Below are 22,202 nucleotides of genomic sequence, written 5' to 3'. Positions count from 1 at the left end.
TTGTGGATCAATACAACGTGAAATGCACAAAAATTGGCAGTGCAGGAAGCATACTATCGATACGGTCGAGAATTCCGCCATGGCCTGGAAGTATGTTACCGGTGTCTTTAACGTGAGCATTACGTTTGAATATACTGATCGCTAAATCACCTAATACAGACGCTAAAATCGTCCATAATGCGATCACCATCAAAATTAAAAAGCTTTCTTCGGCTGTACCAAATTTTAAATAGGATAATTTGCACGCACCGTGTGTGCACACCAATATTGTTTCAGAAAGAATAAATACGGTTAATACAATAAAAAATCCGGTAACTAATGCGCCTATTAATCCTTCAATCGTTTTTTTAGGGCTCACATCGGGGATTAATGGGGTTTTTCCCCAGCGTTTTCCGGCAAAATACGCACCTGAATCCGCGCCCCAAATAAACACTAAACAAAGCAATAGCATTTCACGTGGAAATTGTTCTGTGCCAAATTTTGTGAGCAAATAAAAACAAGGGGCCATGGAAAGATAACCCATGATACTACGAAGTAATCGGCTTTTTCCCCAATATGATTCTGTTTTGGGGTAGGTTAATACTAACAATAAAACTAAGGGCCAATAAATCAGGCTAAAATGATAAAAGAATAGCGTCATCAGAGCACCAAGAGTCGGATGAAGTATCAAGCCTTCTAAAAAAATAAACCCAAGCACATACGTCAAACGAGAATACCAACCATTCCAACCCGCTAATTTTGACCATTCCCAGCTTGCAATAATAAATAATGCAGCACTGATCGCAAGAAAAGGGACGGGGGGTAATTCGAAAATTCCGAGTATAACCAGAGGTAATAGTACCGCGGCTGTAATCATACGTTTTAACATGTTTCGGTCTGACTCAGTTGCTCGTTGGTTAATCCAAAACGGCGTTTGCGTGATGCAAATTCTTGCAATGCTTTTTCGAATTCAGCAGGACCAAAATCCGGCCATAAAATATCAGTAAAATAAAGCTCTGCGTATGCAATTTGCCACAATAAGAAATTACTAATCCTGATTTCTCCACTAGTGCGAATTAATAAATCGGGTTCTGGAAGATCCGACATCGATAAATAAGCAGTAAAACTGTCTTCATCAATCGCAGTAATATCCGCCTCGTTTGACAAAACGTCTTTTGATAATCTCATCGCAGCATTCGCAATATCCCAACGACCGCTATAATTTGCAGCAATAACTAAAACCAATCCATCATTTTCTTTAGTAACACGTTCTGCTTGACGCATTTCGGCTTGCAATTCCACTGAAAACGCTTTTCGATCACCAATAAACCGAATTTGGATATTTTTTTCACGCAGAGACTCTGTTTCAGTATGTAGAGTATGAAGAAATAGTCGCATTAATGCAGTGACTTCTTCACTTGGACGCCCCCAATTTTCACGACTAAAGGCAAATAAAGTGAGGACTTCGATTCCCAATTTTGGACAGTGCTCGACAATTCGTTTAACAGCTTTTGCACCGGCTTCATGCCCGGCAATACGAGGTAACTGTTTTTGCATCGCCCAACGACCATTTCCATCCATCACAATGGCAACGTGTCTTGGTTTTCCAATGGGATTTTCAGGCCTTAAGTGTGAAACCACTTAAATCTCCAGTAAATCAGCTTCTTTAATGCCGATGACTTTATCAATTTCAGAAATATATTTATCTGTTACTTTTTGGATTTCTGCTTCAGCACGACGTTCATCATCTTCTGAAATGGTTTTTGCTTTCAACGAATCTTTAATTGAAGTATTTGAATCACGCCGAATATTCCGAACGGCTACTTTGGATTTTTCGCCTTCATCGCGAATGATTTTAATTAATTCTTTCCGACGCTGCTCCGTTAATTGTGGCAGCGGAACTCGAATAACAGAACCTGCTGTAACTGGATTTAAACCTAGATCAGCATTTAAAATAGCTTTTTCTATAGTAGGGACCATGTTTTTTTCCCACGGCGTTACGGTGAGTGTGCGCGCATCTTCAACCGCAATATTCGCAACTTGTGTTAAAGGCGTATCATTTCCGTAATAAGAAATTTTTATATGTTCAATAATACCGGTATTTGCACGTCCTGTACGAATACGAGTGAGCTCTAACTTCAGCGCATCGATGCATTTAAGCATACGCTGTTCTGTATCTTTCACTAAGGCATTAACCATTATTCCTCTCCTCGTTCCACTAAAGTCCCAATGTCTTCAGAAAGGATCACTTTCTTGATATTGCCGGGAACGGCGATATTGAAGACTCTCAAAGAAATATTATGATCACGACACTGACAGAAAGCGGCTAAATCCATTACCCGCAATTCTTTATTCAAAACTTCACGATACGTAACGCGTTTGTACAATGTTGCACTTTTATCAATCATTGGATCAGCAGTATAAACACCATCAACATTCGTCGCTTTAAGAATCACATCGGCACCGATTTCGATGCCGCGCAAACTTGCTGCTGAATCAGTTGTAACCATAGGATTACCAGTACCTGCTGCAAAAATCACAACACGGCCACTATTTAAATGATGAATCGCTTTGCGACGATCATAATGATCGACCATTCCACTCATAGGAATGGCTGAGAAAACACGTGTATCAATTTCATTATTTTCAAAAACATCTCGCATCGCAATGGCATTCATCATGGTTGCTAGCATTCCCATATAATCGCCAGAAATTCGATCTAATCCTGCTTTGGAAAGTGCTGCGCCTCGAAATAAATTACCACCACCAACTACAATTCCCACTTGCACTCCCAGCGCAAGAACTTCTTTAATTTCTTGAGCTAATCGATGCAAGACAGCAGGATCAATACCAAAATTACTGTTGCCCATTAAGGCTTCACCGCTGAGCTTGAGTAAAACTCTATGATACAACGGCTTTTGGGACATTACTGAGCTCCCTGAACTTGGGCCATCACTTCTTCAGCAAAATTATCTTCACGTTTCTCAATGCCCTCACCTACTTCGAATCGTTCAAAGGCAAGTACTTTTGATTTCGCGTTATCTAATAATTTTCCTACTGACAGAGAAGGATCTTTAACGAATGGTTGCCCCAATAAACTTATTTCATTAACAAATTTTGAAATTCGCCCATCAATCATTTTTGCAATGATTTCAGGAGGTTTTCCACTATCTGCCGCTTGTGCAGTAAATATTTCACGCTCTTTTGTAATGATATCCGCAGGAATCTCATCGGGTGAAATTGCTTCCGGACGTGATGCGGCGATATGCATTGCAATATCTTTTCCTAACTCTTCGTTGTTGGAATCTAATTTCACAACAACTCCGATTTTATTGCCGTGACGATATTGAATAATCGGATGTTCAGACGACAAAATTTTAATTCGACGAATCTGAATATTCTCACCAATTTTTGCAACAAGTTCTTGTCGAGATTGTTCAACTGTGACATTTGAACCAGCTGTAATCGGTAGATTTCCAACTGCTTCAATATTGGTTTCTTTTGCAGCTAATGCTTGTTCAGCAGCATTATTCGCAAATAGTAAGAAGTTTTCATCGCGCCCCACAAAATCTGTTTCGCAATTAATCTCAACGATAATCGCGCTTTTTTGATCGGCGGTTAATTTAATAATGATTGCGCCTTCAGCAGCAATTCGGCCGGCTTTTTTATCGGCCTTTGCAGCACCTGCTTTTCGCATGGCTTCAATCGCAGCTTCAATATCTCCTTGAGATTCAACAAGCGCTTTCTTACATTCCATCATTCCCGCACCCGTTCTTTCACGCAATTCGCTCACTTGAGCAGCTGTAATTTTCATACTTATTCTCCTGTCGGGGTATCAACGGTTTCCGTTGATGATGGTTTTTCGTCAACTGATTTTACCTTGGTTTTAACATCAGTAATTTTAGTTGCTGGTGTTTTTGAAGCAGCATCCTTAATCACTGTTTTTTTTGCAGCAGGTTTTTTAGCAGAAGTTGCTTTTTCTTTATCAGCAGTTCCGCTCTTATCAGCTTCGCTCGCTACTACAGGTTTCTCTGCAGGCGCTTCCTCACGTTTTTTAGTCACTACTTTACGTGTACCAACTTCTTCTTTCTTCTTCACTTCAGGTTTTGGTTTTTCAGCTTGTTTAGGTTCTGAAGCTGCAATTCGTTCACGCGCAGTGATAATGACATCAGCTAATTGTTTGCAATAAACTTGAATTGAACGAATAGAATCATCATTTCCTGGAATCACATAATCGATAAAATCAGGAGAATTATTGGTATCAACAATACCAATAACAGGAATACTTAATTTACGAGCTTCTTCAATCGCGATGCTTTCATTGCCCACATCAACAATAAATAAAGCATCAGGCAATCCGCCCATATCTTTGATACCACCCAAACTTTGATCAAGTTTTGATTTTTCGCGAGTCAATGTAAGCCGTTCTTTTTTCGTAAATCCTTGAAAACGTGGACTCTCCATTAATTTTTCGAGATCACGGAGTCGACGAATTGATTGTCGAATAGTTTTGTAATTGGTAAGCATTCCACCTAACCAACGATGGTCAACAAATGGCATGCCAGAACGTAATGCATGTTCACGAATAATTCCAGATGCAACGTCTTTAGTACCAACAAAAAGAATCTTGCCTTTTTTAGATGCAACACTCGAAGCAAAATTCAGTGCTTCTTTAAACATGGGGAGTGTTTTTTCCAAATCGATGATGTGAACATTCAGACGTGCGCCAAAAATATATTGAGCCATTTTGGGGTTCCAGTAACGGGTTTGGTGCCCAAAATGCACGCCAGCTTCGAGAAGATCTCGCATAGAAACAGTAGACATAGTTATACCTCTAGTAGGGTTAAGCCTCCACCTCTCCCATTCTCTAACCAAAGCGGACAATGTCTACTTCAGCACCCTAGAGAACGTGTCGAAAGATGTGTGTATTTACTTTTAGAGCAACTCTCTGAGTCACTATAAATAGTATTTGCGTAAAACGCCGAAGCTTTATAACATAGTTTGTAGTGAAGAACAATCGATAGATCCGTTCTTTGGGTGTTTAGCGGCTTTTTTTAACATTTATGGCATTAAATATGACGATTCACATTAATTCACCGGCAGAAATCGAAAAAATGCGTATTGCAGGTCGCTTAGCTGCAGAAGTCCTGGAAATGATCACGCCCCATGTCGTCCCCGGAATTACCACCGAAGCACTCGATAAAATTTGCCACGATTATATCGTCGATGTGCAAGACGCCTACCCTGCTTCGCTGGGATATAAAGGTTTTCCAAAATCCGTCTGCACATCACTCAATCATGTCATTTGCCATGGCATTCCTGGCCCTCGAGAACTCAAAAAAGGCGATATTTTGAACATTGATGTCATCGTTCGTAAAGATGGCTATCACGGCGATACCAGCAAAATGTTTTTTCTAGGTGAACCTTCTATACTCGCGAAACGACTCGTTACAGTCACTCAAGAATGCCTTTATCTTGGCATTGAATTGGTTAAACCGGGTGTACATCTAGGCGATATCGGTGCAGCGATTCAAGCCCACGCCGAAAAAAACCGTTTCAGTGTAGTTCGGGAATTTTGTGGCCATGGAGTAGGAACGAAGATTCACGATGACCCGCAAATTCTTCATTACGGAAAAGCGGGAACGGGCGAAATTATCGAACCTGGTATGATTTTCACCATCGAACCCATGATCAACGCCGGCAAACGCGACCTCAAAATTCTCCCAGATGGCTGGACCGTCGTCACTAAAGACCACAAGCTCTCCGCTCAATGGGAACACACGATTCTAGTCACTGAAACTGGTAATGAAATTCTGACTTTAAGAAAAGAAGAAACTATTCGATAATATCCTCGACCATGTCGTCGCATCTTTAGTCGCATCTTTAATTGTTAGTACTTTCGAGAGATTCATATTAATCTATGATCAATCAGTCCCTCTCTGTTCTTATTTACCTCTATTTCAAACTAGCATATACGCTGTAGTAGTACTTACCAAGAGTAACTTCGACATATTCGCACTCCCAGCCCAACCCTTGATCGGCTGCTAATGGCGTCATATTCGGGAGTGAATCCATCAGATTTCGATAGTCGTCTCAATCACCTTATCGAAGAGAGATTTGACGATTTTTATAATCAGGTCTTTGATTACGTGCCTCCCATGCTCGCATTAAATTGATCGCAGCCACTGTCAGTGGATGATTTTTTGTCTTTAGTTCAACACAGCGATTTACTAGCATTCGATAATCGTCTGAATTAGTTTTATCCATTCTACTGTAGATTTGTAATATTTCTCTTAGATCACGTGTTGGCTGACCAACATACGGTCCATTTTGTACTTTACCCTGGATGGCAATGGCAAAATCGAGACTTGATTTAAATTCTCTACGGGCATTATCCAGTTTCTGTTTATTTAATATTAGATCTTCCATATAACTACGGTCACGCCCAGAAAATTTGAGGACAGAATTAATCTGTGAAACACAATTCTCTAGATTATCAAGCTTTGCTAGTAACATTCCAAAAATTCGAACGATATATCTCGAACTATCACCAATAGCATAATAAATTTTAGTTAGATTTTCTGGATCAACAGTTGCACCACTAGCAAGAAGTAATTCTACCATTTCATCCGCTCCAGCGATTATGGCTTCTTCTAACGGTGTGATACTACGCCTAATTCCCAAAATATTTTCATTGATATTAGCACCTTTACTAATTAGCAATCTTGCAATTGCAAGTACTGCTGAGTAGTCAGTACACTCATCCCAATTAACATGTCTACAAACGTTAAATAATGCTGATACTGTTTTAGGACCATATCGATTAGGTTTAGCTCCATTCGCCAATAATACTTCTACAACACGTAAATTTCTTTGACTATGAACACACATTGTTGTTACACAAAGAGGTGAATCGCCCTCCTTATTAAGTTGATTAACGCCCTTAGGATTTTTGTCGATTAGAAATTGTACACTTTCAGGATATCCTTCGCTAAAACAAGCATTATGAAGCGGTGTGTCTCCCCGCGTGTTAAGCTCACATAATGTTACTGATCCATGACCATCTAAAAGCTTTAAAATTTCTAACTGAGATTTATCACCAGCACTCGTTATTTGAAATAATTCATGTGCAGCAGTGTCGCCACTATTAGTGGTTAATCGGGGATCAGCACCTTTATCTAAGAGAACCCTAACATTTCCAGTTTGAACTTGATTACATGCGCACATTAACGGAGTTTGCCCAAATTCGTTACGCGCATTAGGATCAGCATTGGCAGCAATGAGCATTGTTAGGATCCTAGGATTATCCAATCGTGCCGCTAGATGTAAAGCTGTCTCCCCTCTCTCTGGAGTGATATTCTTTACTGAAGCACCCGAAGCGAGTAATAATTCAACAGCTCCTTCTGCCCCATTACTACAAGCCACAAGTAAGGCAGTCCAACCACCTTTTGTAAGTTGGTCTACTTTTGCTTCTTTTGATAGGAGCAAGCGCACTAAATTAGTATTTCCTTTTTCACTGGCCAAATGCAGCAATGTCCAACCATTATGTTGCATTCCAAAATTGACATCAGCACCAGCATTAACCAAATATTCTAGTATGGGGAATTTTTTTTCAAGAAAAGCTATATGTGCAGGAGTTTTACCACGGCTATTGAGAAGGTTTAGCTCTGCTCTGTTATTTACAAGTACCTCTACCGCTTCTTCATGACCCAAATGTGCCGCTAAATGCAAAGGATAATTACCATCCTGGTCCTGATCTAATGTCGTTCGAGTATTAATTGTTCTTGCTAATCGGGAAATATCACAGAGCGGACTATTAACTATATCTCCTTGATTAATCAAAAATTGCATTGGCAGTGGGTTATTTACTTCAATTGCTTGCCTAAAAAGGACGGCAATCAATCCCGCTTTTTCATCTTGAAGCATAAAAGAAGGTGTTGAAAATTGACGCTTATGATTATCTATCCGTAAGGTTATTGTGGGAGACCAATCAGACCCTAACATATCTGCTATTTTATCTACCGCATCAAATTCGAGATCAGATAATTCTTTTATATCGCTCCGCATAAATACACCCCATAATCTTTATAATTTAGCTAAATTAGCATAATATTTCGAAAAATACAATACTATGGTTTAAATATCAAAATATTTTTATAATAATTATAGCTATTAACAGCTTATTTAAAAATACAAAATTATAATATATAAACGAAACAGTCAAATCGACTGGCGATGCCCAAAGGGCTTCCAAGCGGGAGAAATAACGTTGGGCATGGAAGAGCGGCCCAACAAGCGAGCGGGAGCAATGGTGAATTCTCCGTAATGCTCGTTAATCTTATCTACTGCTTTATTAGTACTACGTCGCACGCGATCGTTAGGCATGAAAAGATCAAGCTGTTGGCTGTCAGGTTTTGGATCCAGGGCAGTGATTTGCACTTGTGAGAGAGGCTCACCATGCCAATGCTCTTCCATAAATTGCTGGCAAAGATCATAAATACACCGACCATCGGCACAGGGATAGGCTAATTTTGCTTTGGTCGCGATCCAATCCCAATGCATGCCCCGCAGCCCAATAAAGAAATGACTCGCTGCCATCTGATTACGTCGCAAACGTGCAGCGACTTTTTCACTCATGTGCAATAAATACATTTTTATCAGTCGTTCATCAGTGGTATTAGGAGGAATGACTTTGCCATGGCCAATAGATTTCGGATCAGCCACGTGCATGCGTAAAGGTTCGGGGTCGGCTCCCTGGCACATGTACCAAATACGTCGTCCGAGATTTCCAAAACGTTTGGACAAAATACTGATCGGGATTTTATCAATATCGCCGCACGTGATCACACCGTAAGAAGCCAGAAAACGACCAATGCCTTTTGCGATGCCACATAATTCTGTCACCGGCACATTTCTCAATCGCGCCTTTGCTTCCCAAGGGTAAATCACCTGAAAGCCGTCTGGTTTTTGGAGTTTTGCCGCATATTTGGCAGTTGTTTTATCGCCACTCAATCCTACTGAGCAAGATAAACCAGAAACTTCCAGTACTCGTTGTTTAGCTCGTTGAGCCATCGCAATCGGTGAACCGGATAAACGTTGACAACGAGACACATCTAAAAACGCTTCATCAACGGAAAATACTTCAATATCAGGTGTAATATCATTTAAAGCCTCCATGATGAGGGTCGATAATTCGGCATAACGGTGAGGGCGCGCTGCACACTGAATAATTTCAGGACACAATTCTCTCGCCTCAAAAAGTCGCATACCTGTTTTGACGCCAAAGCGCCGTGCCTCATAAGAACACGTAATCACACAAGAACCCTGCCTACCATTCGTAATGGCAACAGGCTGGCCTCGCAGCTCAGGAAAATCCATCTGCTCTACGGACGCGAAAAAAGCGTTCATATCGATTAAAATAATGGCTCGAGGCCACGGAGCCTCTGTTTTTGTTGTCATGCTGCTTCCCCACTCATTTTCTTTTTGTGACAACCAGCAAACTCAAGCAGCTCGCAAAGGGGGTGGGGTCAGGTTTAACATTGAAACCAGCTCCCGATTGACTGCCTTACACTGGGTCTTTTAAGAGCTGGTTTCAATGTTAAACCTGACCTCATCCCTTTTTTGACCACCCGCATTACCGAGATAAAAATCTCAACAACCCAACATAAATACCCTGCACTTTCACACGATCAGCCTGATACGTCATTGGCTTCAAATGCGGATTTGCAGGAACTAAAGTCACACTTCGATCCCTATTACGACGCAAACGCTTCAAAGTTGCTTCACGATCATCCACCAACGCAACCACGATTTGTCCGTCATCGGCTACATCAGCATGCTTGCACACCACCACATCACCATCGAAGATTCCTTCTTCAATCATTGAATCTCCTTTGACTTGTAAAGCGTAGTGATTTTCGCGTAAGAAAATATTGGCAATATCTACCGTGCGCTGATCTGAAATTGCTTCAATCGGCTGTCCTGCAGCAATACGCCCTAATAAAGGCAAATAACGTCGTTCGTTAGCTGAGTCGCAAAGTTCAATGCTGCGTTTACGGTTTGGAACGAGCCGAATCAATCCTTCAGCAACAACTCCCTGTACGTCACGATGCACTACTCCACGAGAAGTGATACCTCGCGCCTTAGCGATTTCAGCTAAAGTGGGCGAATAACTATTCTCTTCAATAAATTGGCGAATAAATTCATACGTCTTGCGTTGAGCGAGCGTTAACATAATAATGTCCTCCTTCAGGTTGCATACATCTTACAGTTTCCACCTCAGCGGTAACTGCCTTATCCTTCAAAGCCAGTATAGAGTACAAAGTGAGAACTTTCAAGTTTTTTTTACAATGATGGTCCTCACATAATCTAGCCTGAATAATATCCTGAATATTACATAAAGAATCTATTGCAAAGCAGAATCTAGGATAATTGCACTCTATTTCAAAATGATTTAAGAAAATGCGTTTATTTAAGTAGGGTAAACTATGCCCCAACAGACAGTTCCTCAAACCATGTTTATACCAAGCATTCATGTCCTTCTCGGAGCGATTAATTAGGCAATATTCAGGACATAATCTCCTTACTTAATGGGGATTTCAAAAAATATTTCCTAATAAATTTGACACGGACTTGTCAAAAATCAATTCGTAGTCTAAGATTTAGGAACACAACAGGTTTGTGTTTCATTTAATGACCTTACAGGAGAGTAATATGGTTAGTAAAAAAATGTTAGTTGCCTTAGCTGCAGCGAGTACATTAGGAATGTCTTTATCTACAGTAGCAGCAACTGCTTGCAACACTGGATGTCCAGGCGTTTATGTTGGAGCACAAGCTGGATGGGGCGAAGTTAAATACCGTAACCATCATGAAGGACGACATCATCATGATAACGGTGGATTCGGTGGAAGAGTATACTTAGGTTACCAATTCAATCCTTACGTCGGATTGGAAACTGGTGTTGCTGGTTTCTTCAAAGATTCAGATCATCACCACGATCGCAATGGCAGCCACAACAATGTTGGCCAATGGGATTTACTCGCACGCGTTGGTACACCATTTGGTGACAGCGGTTTCCGTGGCGATCTAAAAGGCGGCGCTGCATACTTATTCAGCAGCCATGACCACCACAACCACGGACATGATCATGACAACATTATTCCAGCAGCTGGTGCTAGCTTAGCTTACAGCTTCTGCCATAACGTAATGGTTGATGTTTCTTACCTACACGGTTTTGGAACTAGCCATGAACATCATTATCGTGGAAGTCGCCAAGAACAAAATGGCGGACATCACCACCACGACAGCAATCGTGTGAAAAGCACAGACTTGGTTACACTTGGCGTAAGCTACCTGTTCCCAACGTTGTAATTTTCTTTAAAAACACCGCAGGAACTTCAACTGCGGTGTTTTTTTTTGCAAAGAATTTTTATTAAGTTCCAACTCCTTTCTTATCATCCCTATCAATTTGCGAATAAAAAATATATTATTATTGACATGATTACTTTCGAACATGTTAGCAAATATTTTGGCAATAGCGCGCAACGTATCACTGCACTCAGTGATGTTCAATTCACTGTAGCACCCGGAAAAGTATTTGGTGTTATTGGTCCAAGCGGAGCAGGAAAAAGTACTCTCATTCGCTGTGCAAATTTACTGGAACGTCCTGAAGAAGGACGAGTGATCGTTGACGGCTTGAATCTAACAACATTAACACCCCCAGAATTACGTAATGCCAGAAAAAAAATAGGCATGATTTTTCAACAATTTAATTTACTTTCTTCGCGCACTGTCTACGATAATATTGCTCTTCCTTTGGAACTCGACGGTAAAGATAAAACCAGCATAAAACAAAAAATTATGCCTTTACTCGAATTAACAGGATTAACCTCTAAACAAGATGCGTACCCGGCACAATTAAGCGGTGGTCAAAGACAACGTGTTGGTATAGCAAGAGCTCTCGCGAATCAGCCCAAAGTATTATTAAGCGACGAAGCCACTTCTGCGCTGGACCCCGAAAATACCCATGCGATATTACGATTACTTAAAGACATTAATGAGCAATTGGGCGTGACCATTTTAATCATCACTCATGAAATGGACGTTGTTAAAGAAATTTGTCACCACTTGGCCATCATGGAACACGGAAAAATCATTGAACAATCTGATGTGATTGAATTTTTTGGAAATCCCAAAACCGAATTGGCCCAACGATTTATTCAAAAAGCCGCGAAAGATCACTTACCCGTTGCAGTTAAACAACGGCTCCACACAGAAGCAACTCCGAATAGTAACCCGTTGTGGCATCTTTCTTTTCTAGGTAAAACCAGTCAAGAGCCATTAATAGCCCACTTAATGCAACAGCTATCAATCACCTTAAATATATTACAGGCGGATATCGAACTGATCCGTGATCAAACGATGGGAACCATGATTACTGAGGTATACGGTTCAGCAGAACAGATTCAGGCTGGGTATAAATATCTGCAAGACAAAGGCGTACATGTGGAGGTGATTGGTTATGTCAGACATCCTGAGTAATTCCATAAACGCTGCCTTTTATTCAGTCCTGTGGAAAGGCACGTGGGAAACACTGTATATGGTACTCGTTTCAGGATTCATGGCGGTGGTTTTAGGTACCCCACTCGGACTTTGGTTATTTGCGACGCGCCATAAAAATCTCAGTGAAAACATTATAATTAACAAGATCTTAAGCGCCATAATTGATGTGACACGTTCATTGCCATTTATTATCCTTCTCATCGCGATAATACCCTTCACTCGTTGGGTGATTGGCACGACAATCGGCACCACGGCCGCTATCGTTCCACTCACCATCGCCGCGATTCCTTTTATGGCGCGTGTGGTTGAAAATGCCCTACTCGACATTAATCCAGGATTAATCGAAGCAGGAATGAGTTTTGGCGCAAGCACTACTCAAATTCTTTTAAAAATACTGTTACCCGAATCATTACCTGCACTCATTAACGGAATTACCCTAATGCTCATCAGTCTTATCGGATATTCAGCAATGGCTGGCGCTGTCGGAGGTGGTGGATTAGGAACCGTTGCCATCAATTACGGTTATCAACGCTTCGATATTACCATTATGTTAGCCACAGTTGCGATCCTCATTATCATAGTGCATCTTATCCAATATCTTGGTAATCGACTTTCACGTAAACTTAATCGTCAATAAGGATTCACATGCGATTTTTTAGGCTGCTCGGACTACTCATCACGATTTCTATTTTTACAACAGCGTGTAATAAACATCGAGGTGACAATGAATTATATGTGGGCACAATCGCGGGTCCTGAAACAGCATTAATGGAAGTCGCTAAAAAAGTCGCTGAAGACAAATTTCAATTAAATATCGTTATTGTTGAATTCAACGATTATTCATTGCCAAACCAGGCTTTAGCTGATGGCAGTATTGATGCCAATATGTTTCAACATCAGCCGTACTTAGACGCTGCTGTCAAAGCCAAAAATTATCCAATTGTCACCATTGGAAAAATGTTTATTTACCCTGTTGGCGTATACTCCTCTAAATGGAAAACACTGAATCAAATTCCTGACAAAGCCATCGTTGCGGTTCCCAACGACCCCAGTAACGAAACACGTGCTTTAATTCTTTTGCAACAAGGTGGACTCATCACACTAAAATCCAAACACAGTGACACCCTCAGCCCCCAAGACATTGAAAAAAATCCTAAACACTTTCAATTTAAAGAACTCGACGCTGCACAACTTCCACGGGTATTACCCGACGTTGATATTGCTGTGATCAACACCAATTTTGCTTTACTCGCCGGTCTCAATCCTAAAGACAATGCCTTACTCAAAGAAACGGCAAACTCCCCTTACGCAAACGTTGTCGCCGTCCGCACCGACGACAAAAATGATCCCAAATTCCAGCAACTCCTCGAAGCCCTCCACTCCCCGGAGGTCCTCAAAAAAGCCGAGCAGATCTTCAAAAATCAGGCAATTCCTGCTTGGAAATAACGGTGTCGCGTCTTGAGTTGTGAGAGGTTTTAAGAAATTTGTGATTTAGTTACGTATAAAGCCGAGTATATTGATGAAGAAACAGTTATATGTTTTGAATCAATTGAAAAGTTAGACTGCGATGCGAGTTATAGCCTGACGCCGAATCGACTCTCCACGGCTTGCATTTTATTATTTTTTGGTATATAATCGCTGTTTTTATTATATTAGGTAAGTAACTATGAGTAAATTAAAAGAAATCAAAACCGCGGACATATATTTTGGCAATTGCTTACTGGGCAGTATGAATGAAAAACTATATTGGGTAGCTCCTGAGAAAAAGGAAGCAGTACAAACCGTTATGTTTGCCATGGCTGAAGAGATATTTGCCGCTTTTAATATAGTACCTTCACTTGAATTAGTTAAACTAACCAAAGATAAACAGCTGATATCTTTTAAGTTATTATCTACCCATTCGAACAGAAGAGGCTTATATCCATTCGATACAATTCAATGTCAAGGATTGCACGTTAGCCTGCAATCATTAAAAGAAAAAATTATGGCGGCTGGTATTCGTAAAGAGATTCTTACACTGTTGATAGAAGCCCCAGAAACATTAGTGCCAATTGTTGCAGATCTAATAAAAATTATTGACCATTTTTTGGCTGAGCAAGAAAAACAAACAATAATTCACTTTTGGGAAGACAAACTTGCAATTTTGCCTGATGAAAAGACACCCACTATAAAAAGCGAGTACTGGAAGCAAAAACATCTAACCCCAGAACTAATTAGTCAAATTTTCTTTTCTTATGATAGTTATAAAACACATAAAAATAACATCTCACATGAGGCTCTATATTCGGATCATAAACTTCTGAAATCAACCCCTGAAAAACATCACCTAATAACATATACACATTTCTTCAAGTTGAATCAGAATAAAATAAATTATGCCGCTGAATTTAATCAACACCAAATTCTGGATGAGTTTGCTCGTCAGCAGCATATTGATTTATTTAATCATCGTTATGAAGATTTCCTTGATAATTTGAAACGATTGCTAAGAAGAAATCTGACCATTGTACGATTTTTGCTCGTTCTAGTCGATAACGATGGCAATCGATTAATGCCGCTAACACAACAAAATCTAGTAGCCGTATGCACAGCTATCACTAATCACGAAACTGATCTACAAAACAATACTGGTCGATTAGAACGGCTTTTTTATTTATGTTCTCAATCTAAAAAGTTTAGTTGTGAAGTGATAAACTGGATGCGCATGTATGAGCACCACTGCGCAAGCAACGAGTCAGCTATTTCCTTTCCAGAGTTATTGTTAACGTATTGCGCAAACTTTCCCGAACACGTAGATGATACAGGCCCATTGCCATTACGGACACTCTGTGCAAAATTCATACGAGATAAAATTCCACGTCATCAAGTTCCTTATGCAGTGGCACTTGAGTTAATTGATGAAGAAAATGTGCTGCCCAATGGAATCGGCGATGATCAGAATGTTGTAGCATTGCTTTCAGCTCTGGTTAGTCAACCTTCTCGGGTAGCTCATTTACAATTAGGAATGTAAGCGTCTCCAAATATGTCAAGACGCGACGCCGAATAACGTAAAAAAGTTTTGAGTGGTTTGATGCGCAACCTCTTCAACAGTGACATTTTTGAGCTCAGCAATTTTTTCAGCGACATAACGAACATAGGCGGGCTGGTTGGGTTTTCCGCGATAGGGAACAGGTGCGAGATAAGGGCAATCTGTTTCGAGCAGTAAACGATTTAATGGCACTTTCTGAGCAACCTCATGCAAAACGGTGGCATTTTTAAATGTGACGATGCCCGCGAGAGAAATATAAAATCCTAATTCCATCGCTTTTTCTGCAACCGTAAAATTTTCTGTGAAGCAATGCATAACGCCTTTCACTTCATCAGCACCCTCCTCTTTTAAAATTCGTAGGGTATCTTCTGCTGCATCACGTGTGTGAATAATCAAAGGCAATTTTGTAATTTTTGCTGCCTGAATATGTCGTCGAAAACGCGCTTGTTGTTCAGCATGATCACCTTGAGTGCGAAAATAATCTAATCCTGTTTCACCGATGGCGATTATGCGGGGATGTTGCGCAGCTTTAACTAAATCATCGAGAGAAGGTTCTTGCTCTCGCGGTTCATTAGGATGTAATCCCACCGTAGCGTACACATTGGGATATTGCTCAGCCAACGCAAGGATGGTTGGCACATCATCAAACGTAATAGCCACACACAGAAAATGTTCCACACCAAAATCTTTTGCATTTTTCATCAGATCTTCAAGAGGAAGATTATGCGCTTCGCTTAACCAATGCAAATGACAATGTGTATCGACTAATGATATTTTTTTCATCGATTATTTTCTCCGCTGTTCAAGATGCAACGAAAGCAACAACGATTCGAACAACAGTTGAACATTCGGATTTGAACTGCTCAATACTCTTCGTTTAGACGTGTAAATTTCTGTTAAAAATGACCACAGTTGATGAAGCGTAAACGCTGGTATTATATTTTGCATTTCCTGAGCACGATGAATATGTTGTAATTGCGAGGATTTCAACCCGAGTAATAAACGAATCATGTCTTGTATCATTGTAGAAATAATTGTCAGCACCTGTTCTGCAGATTGTTTGGCCCATTTTTCTGCCGCTTTAAGCACCGATAATTTGCCACGCAATACCTCTAGAAAATCCGCTGCAATTTGATCATAGTGTTGCCACTCTCCAGATTCTGCTAAACGCAACGCTTGCACAGGCAATCCATCAGCCAAAGCCATTAACTCAGTTGGTTTAGGTAAATCCGATTTTAATTCCGAGGTTAACCATTGCAATGCTTTTTCGTCAGAGGGCGGCTGCACACGAATTTCCTGACAACGACTGCGAATAGTAGGCAACAAACCTGCGGGACGATCACAGACAAGCAAGATCACCACTTGCCCACTCGGCTCTTCTAAAGTTTTCAATAATGCATTCGCAGAGGCACGATTCATTGCTTCAGCAGGATGAATCACCACAACTTGACAATGACCATAACTCGTTTTGCTCAACGCTTCTGTGAGATCACGAATTTGTGCAATGCCAATTTGTTTTTTGTCTTCTTCTGGAGATATAGCCCAATAATCAGGATGACTATTTGCGACAAACCATTGGCATGAATGACAATGACCGCAGGCTTGCGGCTCTTTTTTCGAACACAATATTTTTTTTGCAAGCTCAACAGCAAATTCGGATTTACCAAGCCCCGCACTTCCAGAAATTAATAATGCGTGGGGAAGTTTACCTTGATGCAAAGTATTAACGGTTTTTTCCCATGTTTTTTCCAACCAAGGTACAATCACTTCTCACCTCGTTTAAAAAAATCATCAAAAATACGATGTACTCTTTCTTGCACTTCACTCACAGAACCGCGCGCATCAATTAATCGAAAACGTTCCGGATAATCGCGAGCACGTTGATGATAGGACTCTCGAACTCGCTCAAAAAAAGTAATGGTTTCATTTTCAATACGATCTTTTTCTCCACGTGCAGCAATTCTATCTAATCCCACTTCAATAGGAGCGTCCAGCAGTAATGTTAAATCCGGTTGTAAATCATTGATGAAATGTTGTTCCAATAATCGAATTTTTTCAACAGGAATTTGACGTCCACCGCCTTGATAAGCAAAACTAGCATCTGTAAAACGATCGGAAATAACAATTTTTCCAGCATTTTTAGCAGGCAAAACAACGGTCTGAACATGTTGAATGCGGCCCGCAAAATACAATAACAATTCGGTTTCTGCGTGCATAATTTCATCATAGTGAGACAAAATAACTTGACGAATTTTTTCGGCAATTTCAGTACCACCAGGTTCTCGGGTTAAGAGATAATCAAACTTTTTTTCTTTCAAAAATTCGGCGAGGCTAGCAATCACAGTGCTTTTCCCCATGCCTTCAGTGCCTTCAATGGTAATAAACAATCCTTGTGTCAATTTCATGATGGATGACCTTTCTCAGTGTTAATCGTTTTCAAAGGGACATTATTAGATTGCTCACGATGACGGAATTTGTGGATCGCGTCATGATGTTCTGCAAGTGTCGCTGTAAATTGATGAGTGCCATCGCCTTTACTCACATAATAGAGGGCATCTCCATCAGCCGGATGTAATGCCGCATTTAAAGAAGCCAAACCCGGCATGGCTATTGCCGTGGGCGGCAGCCCTTTAAATAAATAGGTATTATACGGAGAATTGATTTTTAAATCTTCTTTTGATAATTGCCCAGTATAGTGTGAGCCTAAAGCATAAATGACCGTCGGGTCTATTTGCAGAAGCATATTATTATGAAGCCGTCTTAATATTACACCCGCAATAATAGCACGCTCTTCAGCAACAGCTGTTTCTTTTTCGATAAGCGATGCCACTATCACCGCTTCATCAGGAGATAAATACGGCAAATTAGGCACACGTTGTTCCCATGCTTTTGCCAATTCTTTAGACATCATCTGAAAAGATTCTTTTAATATCGTTGACTCACGCGTTCCTCGCGCAAATTTAAACGTATTAGGAAAAAAACGTCCTTCGGGATTTTTGTCTGGCGCGCCTAACATCGCCATAATCTCTTCAGGTGTTTTTCCCAGACAATCATGTTTTAGGTACTGATTTTTTTCCAAGGCATCAAACAGCTGAGCAAATCGCCACCCTTCTACAAAAGTAATTTCACGATAACGAACTTTTCCAGCCATTAAAAAACGAAGTAATTGCGACGGAGTGATATTGGTTGGGACTATATATTCGCCCGCTTTCAAGTACTTCGTTACATTTTCAAGTCGTGCCATAAAAACAAAAGCTTTCGGTCGTTCAAGAACACCTTGAGTATGCAGAATATTAGCAATGCCGTGAATTGAAGTACCCGGCGGAATAAACACTTCAGCCACTTGAGAATTTTTTGATGGAACAAACTTGAAACCGTACCACTCAATCCCTACGCATAATAATACACTAATTAAAATTATGCTCGCGATGAATGATCTCACACTCTATATCTTCTTAAAAATAATACTGCCGTTGGTTCCGCCAAAACCAAAGGAATTGGATAATACTGCCTGAATTTTTCTTTCTTGTGCAGTATGCGGTACAAAATTCAAATCACATCCTTCGTCAGGATTGTCTAAATTAATCGTGGGCGGACAAATTTGATCGCGAATAGCAAGTACAGAAAAAATAGATTCAATTGCACCAGCAGCACCAAGCAAATGACCTGTCATTGATTTTGTTGAACTAACAGCCAATTTATTTGCATGATCGCCAAAAGTTTGTTTAATAGAACTTGCCTCAAGTACATCACCTGTCGGCGTTGATGTTCCATGTGCATTAATGTAGTCAATATCTTCCGGATTCATTCCCGCATCACGTAAAGTATTCATCATCGCTTTAACAAATCCTTTGCCTTCATCATCTGGAGCCGTGATATGAAATGCATCGGCGCTCATACCAAAGCCTGCTAATTCAGCATAAATATTGGCACCGCGTGCTTTTGCGTGTTCGTATTCTTCCAAAACCAACACACCAGCCCCTTCACCCAAAACAAATCCATCGCGATCACGATCCCAAGGTCGACTCGCTTTTTCGGGTTCGTCATTTCGAGTTGATAGTGCGCGTAATGCTGCAAATCCGCCAACACCTAACGTTGTGGTCGCCATTTCTGTACCACCCGTTAAAAATACATCAGCATCGCCGTAGCTAATCATTCGTGCTGCAGTGCCAATATTATGATTGGCCGTTGTGCACGCAGAAACAATTGAAAAATTAGGTCCTTTCAAACCGAACTTGATTGAGATCATACCAGCGACCATATTAATAATAACGCTAGGAATGAAAAAAGGTGAAATTTTACGCGGACCCGTCGCAGCAACTAAATCACGAGTATGTTCAATTCCAGGCAAGCCACCAATACCAGAGCCAATGAGCACACCAATTCGATCTGCATTACCTTCATTGACAGATAGACCCGAATCTTCAAGGGCTTGAGTAGCAGCTGCGACACCGAACTGAATAAATAAATCATTTCGTCGAGCTTCTTTTCCATCCATATACAAAGACACATCAAAATCTTTAACAGCTGCAACGATTTTCGAAGAATAATCACTGGCATCGAACGCAGTAATTAATCCAACGCCTGATCTACCCGCAACAATATTTGACCAGGTATCTGCAACATTAAGACCCAGTGGAGAAACCATACCTACGCCGGTAATTACAACGCGTCTTCTAGTCATGATGGTTTCCCCCTAAATATACGCGTAAACCTCGCGGTTTCCGCGAGTAAGCTTATGCAGTATCTTTAACGTGAGTTTGAATATAATCAATGGCTTGCTGAACTGTTGTGATATTTTCAGCTTCTTCATCTGGAATTTCGATTTCGAACTCATCTTCGAATGCCATGATTAATTCTACAGTGTCTAAAGAATCAGCACCGAGATCGTCGATAAATAAAGAAGTTCTAGCCACTTCTTCGGATTTGACACCCAATTGTTCAACGATGATATTGATCACTCTATCAGCAACTTTGTTGTCACGATCTTCAATAATTGCACCCATTAACTAATCCTCATAAAATTGTCAAAACACAGATTGTCGGTGTTTTACTCAACACCAACCGCCTAGTGTATTCAAACAGCCAGAACTTGCAAGAGTTTCTTTTAGTCAGTGAAAATATATAGTGAAATTAGCGATAAATCTAAGAGTAATTATATAAAAAAAGCGTCGGCTTTTAACGCCAGGCATTTTTTATACGGACAGGCATGCGTGTATGCATTCAGCCCAGTAAAATTGTATACGAATGATCAATCCTTAAGCCGGATTATCCTAGTTTCTGGTTACCTCATGCCATCATGCCCAAGTCTAGTCAGCGCAATGCTAACTTGCATGCCTCACTCCAGATTCGATTGATATGACAATAGGTCAAATTCACGCTGAACAATTTCGCAAAGACCCTCAGTGTAATTGTGCTCTACTGGCCAGTATATTCAGTGCCGCGATTACCTTTGCCATTATAACACTGCACGTCGTCTTTAGAGCCTGAATACACGATGTTGATAACACTATAGCCAGCTCCGGTGAAGGTGCTATCCTGAGCGGTGAAATAGAGTTGATTGAGAATATTGCTGGTGTTTGGCCCATTAAAAACACAGACGCCAATTCTACACCCGGTAATCGTCTGATTAGTTGCCATTACTGTGACAGATTGCACATTGGGTTGTACCTCACAGTAAAATTCCCCTGGTGAATATGGAAGTGAGGTAAAATGAAATTCAAGTATTTGTGTCTCTTCCCCACCTATTAGATTAGCTGCAGAAGCTGATAATGCTAAGCTCATCAATAAAATTGCCGAAAGAGATTTCTTCATCATGATCATACTACTCAGTGTTAATTGAATCGGTATTATGACATATCTTCTTCAAATGAAGAAGGATTCTAAATCATGATCATGCCACCGTTCACATGGAGTGTAACGCCAGTGATATAGGAAGCAGCATCGGAAGCAAGGAAGGCAACGGCATTGGCGATGTCTTGAGGCTGGCCAATTTGTTGCATTGGAATTCTTTCTAAAATGGCATTTTTTTGTTCGTCATTTAATGCTGCGGTCATGTCGGAGGCGATATAGCCTGGCGCGACTACGTTGGCGGTGATGCCACGTGTTGCAATTTCCTGCGCGAGGGATTTGTTAAAGCCAATTAACCCTGCTTTTGAAGCAGCGTAGTTGGCTTGCCCAGGATTTCCAGAGGCACCTATAACAGAGCTAATTGAAATAATACGACCCCAACGTGCTTTTACCATTGCGCGAATGCAGGCTTTTGTTAAACGGAAAATCGCCGTTAAATTAGTATTAATGACATCATCCCATTCTTCATCTTTCATTCTCAGCAATAAATTATCACGCGTTATTCCCGCATTATTCACCAGAATTTCTGGCGCACCGAATTTTTGTTCGACTGTAGTTAATGCAGTTTGAATAGAATCAGGATTTGTGACATTTAACACTACCCCCACTCCATTAAATCCTGCAGCTGAAAAATAAGCAGTGATCGATTCTGCACCTGCTTCACTGGTCGCTGTTCCAACAACGCTAACACCTTTTTTCGCTAGTTCTAATGCGATCGCTTTGCCAATTCCTCGCGTCGCTCCTGTCACTAATGCCACTCTATTTTGCTCAGACATGTCACTAT

At 40.7% G+C, this 22,202-nt stretch carries 23 protein-coding genes; 6 read left to right on the top strand and 17 right to left on the bottom strand.

The genetic code is table 11. From position 1 onward, the window contains the following. Nucleotides 1-7: 7 nt before the first annotated feature. The 6 genes from K2X50_06110 to rpsB are packed head-to-tail and all read right to left on the bottom strand — an operon-like array spanning nucleotide 8 to nucleotide 4,803. Nucleotides 8-868, bottom strand: coding sequence for a phosphatidate cytidylyltransferase (locus tag K2X50_06110; GenBank protein MBX9586814.1), 861 nt, complete (start codon nucleotides 866-868; stop codon nucleotides 8-10). Then, nucleotides 862-1,590, bottom strand: coding sequence for an isoprenyl transferase (locus tag K2X50_06105; protein ID MBX9586813.1), 729 nt, complete (start codon nucleotides 1,588-1,590; stop codon nucleotides 862-864). The genes K2X50_06110 and K2X50_06105 overlap by 7 nt, the downstream gene beginning before the upstream one ends. Nucleotides 1,591-1,620: 30 nt before the next feature. Continuing rightward, nucleotides 1,621-2,178: a ribosome recycling factor gene (gene frr, locus K2X50_06100; GenBank protein ID MBX9586812.1), complete on the bottom strand. Its 558-nt coding sequence runs from the start codon at nucleotides 2,176-2,178 to the stop codon at nucleotides 1,621-1,623. Next, nucleotides 2,178-2,906, bottom strand: coding sequence for a UMP kinase (pyrH, locus tag K2X50_06095; GenBank protein MBX9586811.1), 729 nt, complete (start codon nucleotides 2,904-2,906; stop codon nucleotides 2,178-2,180). Before pyrH ends, frr begins: the two co-directional genes overlap by 1 nt. After that, nucleotides 2,906-3,793, bottom strand: a complete 888-nt coding sequence (gene tsf / locus K2X50_06090; protein MBX9586810.1) for a translation elongation factor Ts — start codon at nucleotides 3,791-3,793, stop codon at nucleotides 2,906-2,908. The genes pyrH and tsf overlap by 1 nt, the downstream gene beginning before the upstream one ends. 2 nt (nucleotides 3,794-3,795) lie before the next feature. Further along, nucleotides 3,796-4,803 carry a 30S ribosomal protein S2 gene (rpsB, locus tag K2X50_06085; protein ID MBX9586809.1) on the bottom strand — a complete coding sequence of 336 codons (1,008 nt, stop codon included), beginning with the start codon at nucleotides 4,801-4,803 and terminating at the stop codon, nucleotides 3,796-3,798. Nucleotides 4,804-5,054: 251 nt separating this feature from the next. Between rpsB and map the strand changes: the two genes are divergently transcribed. Continuing rightward, nucleotides 5,055-5,825 (top strand): type I methionyl aminopeptidase, encoded by a 771-nt coding sequence (gene map / locus K2X50_06080; GenBank protein ID MBX9586808.1) that lies wholly within the window; start codon nucleotides 5,055-5,057, stop codon nucleotides 5,823-5,825. A gap of 256 nt (nucleotides 5,826-6,081) precedes the next feature. On the opposite strand, the gene K2X50_06075 is transcribed toward map, so the two are convergent. The 3 genes from K2X50_06075 to lexA form a co-directional block, all read right to left on the bottom strand. Then, nucleotides 6,082-8,046 carry an ankyrin repeat domain-containing protein gene (locus K2X50_06075; protein MBX9586807.1) on the bottom strand — a complete coding sequence of 655 codons (1,965 nt, stop codon included), beginning with the start codon at nucleotides 8,044-8,046 and terminating at the stop codon, nucleotides 6,082-6,084. Nucleotides 8,047-8,199: 153 nt separating this feature from the next. Then, complete coding sequence (locus K2X50_06070; GenBank protein ID MBX9586806.1) at nucleotides 8,200-9,438, bottom strand: DNA polymerase IV; 1,239 nt, start codon at nucleotides 9,436-9,438, stop codon at nucleotides 8,200-8,202. A gap of 175 nt (nucleotides 9,439-9,613) precedes the next feature. Next, the gene (gene lexA / locus K2X50_06065) at nucleotides 9,614-10,213 is read right to left on the bottom strand and encodes a transcriptional repressor LexA (GenBank protein MBX9586805.1); all 600 of its coding nucleotides are present in this window, start codon (nucleotides 10,211-10,213) and stop codon (nucleotides 9,614-9,616) included. Between the two features lie 479 nt (nucleotides 10,214-10,692). On the opposite strand from lexA, the gene K2X50_06060 reads away from it, so the two are divergent. The 5 genes from K2X50_06060 (at nucleotide 10,693) to K2X50_06040 (ending at nucleotide 15,550) form a co-directional block, all read left to right on the top strand. Beyond that, nucleotides 10,693-11,349: an outer membrane beta-barrel protein gene (locus tag K2X50_06060; GenBank protein MBX9586804.1), complete on the top strand. Its 657-nt coding sequence runs from the start codon at nucleotides 10,693-10,695 to the stop codon at nucleotides 11,347-11,349. A 126-nt stretch (nucleotides 11,350-11,475) separates the two neighbouring features. Next, the gene (locus tag K2X50_06055) at nucleotides 11,476-12,519 is read left to right on the top strand and encodes a methionine ABC transporter ATP-binding protein (protein ID MBX9586803.1); all 1,044 of its coding nucleotides are present in this window, start codon (nucleotides 11,476-11,478) and stop codon (nucleotides 12,517-12,519) included. Then, nucleotides 12,500-13,177, top strand: a complete 678-nt coding sequence (locus K2X50_06050; GenBank protein ID MBX9586802.1) for an ABC transporter permease — start codon at nucleotides 12,500-12,502, stop codon at nucleotides 13,175-13,177. The genes K2X50_06055 and K2X50_06050 overlap by 20 nt, the downstream gene beginning before the upstream one ends. Before the next feature lie 8 nt (nucleotides 13,178-13,185). Further along, a complete protein-coding gene (locus K2X50_06045; GenBank protein MBX9586801.1) occupies nucleotides 13,186-13,986 on the top strand; it encodes a MetQ/NlpA family ABC transporter substrate-binding protein in 801 nt (266 codons plus the stop codon). Nucleotides 13,987-14,206: 220 nt separating this feature from the next. Continuing rightward, complete coding sequence (locus tag K2X50_06040; GenBank protein ID MBX9586800.1) at nucleotides 14,207-15,550, top strand: hypothetical protein; 1,344 nt, start codon at nucleotides 14,207-14,209, stop codon at nucleotides 15,548-15,550. 15 nt (nucleotides 15,551-15,565) lie between these two features. On the opposite strand, the gene K2X50_06035 is transcribed toward K2X50_06040, so the two are convergent. The 8 genes from K2X50_06035 to fabG all read right to left on the bottom strand — a co-directional run bounded on the left by K2X50_06035 (nucleotide 15,566) and on the right by fabG (nucleotide 22,194). Next, nucleotides 15,566-16,351, bottom strand: a complete 786-nt coding sequence (locus K2X50_06035; GenBank protein MBX9586799.1) for a TatD family hydrolase — start codon at nucleotides 16,349-16,351, stop codon at nucleotides 15,566-15,568. Nucleotides 16,352-16,354: 3 nt separating this feature from the next. Next, entirely contained in the window at nucleotides 16,355-17,335 is a 981-nt protein-coding gene (locus tag K2X50_06030; GenBank protein ID MBX9586798.1) for a DNA polymerase III subunit delta', read from the bottom strand. Continuing rightward, nucleotides 17,332-17,973 (bottom strand): dTMP kinase, encoded by a 642-nt coding sequence (tmk, locus tag K2X50_06025; protein ID MBX9586797.1) that lies wholly within the window; start codon nucleotides 17,971-17,973, stop codon nucleotides 17,332-17,334. The genes K2X50_06030 and tmk overlap by 4 nt, the downstream gene beginning before the upstream one ends. Then, nucleotides 17,970-19,010: an endolytic transglycosylase MltG gene (gene mltG, locus K2X50_06020; GenBank protein MBX9586796.1), complete on the bottom strand. Its 1,041-nt coding sequence runs from the start codon at nucleotides 19,008-19,010 to the stop codon at nucleotides 17,970-17,972. The genes tmk and mltG overlap by 4 nt, the downstream gene beginning before the upstream one ends. Nucleotides 19,011-19,013: 3 nt before the next feature. Next, complete coding sequence (gene fabF / locus K2X50_06015) at nucleotides 19,014-20,252, bottom strand: beta-ketoacyl-ACP synthase II (GenBank protein ID MBX9586795.1); 1,239 nt, start codon at nucleotides 20,250-20,252, stop codon at nucleotides 19,014-19,016. Nucleotides 20,253-20,304: 52 nt separating this feature from the next. After that, nucleotides 20,305-20,574 (bottom strand): acyl carrier protein, encoded by a 270-nt coding sequence (gene acpP, locus K2X50_06010; protein MBX9586794.1) that lies wholly within the window; start codon nucleotides 20,572-20,574, stop codon nucleotides 20,305-20,307. A gap of 412 nt (nucleotides 20,575-20,986) precedes the next feature. Then, the gene (locus tag K2X50_06005; GenBank protein MBX9586793.1) at nucleotides 20,987-21,385 is read right to left on the bottom strand and encodes a hypothetical protein; all 399 of its coding nucleotides are present in this window, start codon (nucleotides 21,383-21,385) and stop codon (nucleotides 20,987-20,989) included. A 65-nt stretch (nucleotides 21,386-21,450) separates the two neighbouring features. Beyond that, the gene (fabG, locus tag K2X50_06000; protein ID MBX9586792.1) at nucleotides 21,451-22,194 is read right to left on the bottom strand and encodes a 3-oxoacyl-ACP reductase FabG; all 744 of its coding nucleotides are present in this window, start codon (nucleotides 22,192-22,194) and stop codon (nucleotides 21,451-21,453) included. Nucleotides 22,195-22,202 lie beyond the last annotated feature (8 nt).

It is taken from the genome of Gammaproteobacteria bacterium, assembly GCA_019748175.1.
Lineage (GTDB): Bacteria > Pseudomonadota > Gammaproteobacteria > JAIEPX01 > JAIEPX01 > JAIEPX01.
Note: the sequence above shows the minus strand (reverse complement) of the source record. Positions and strands in the feature narration are given on the sequence as shown.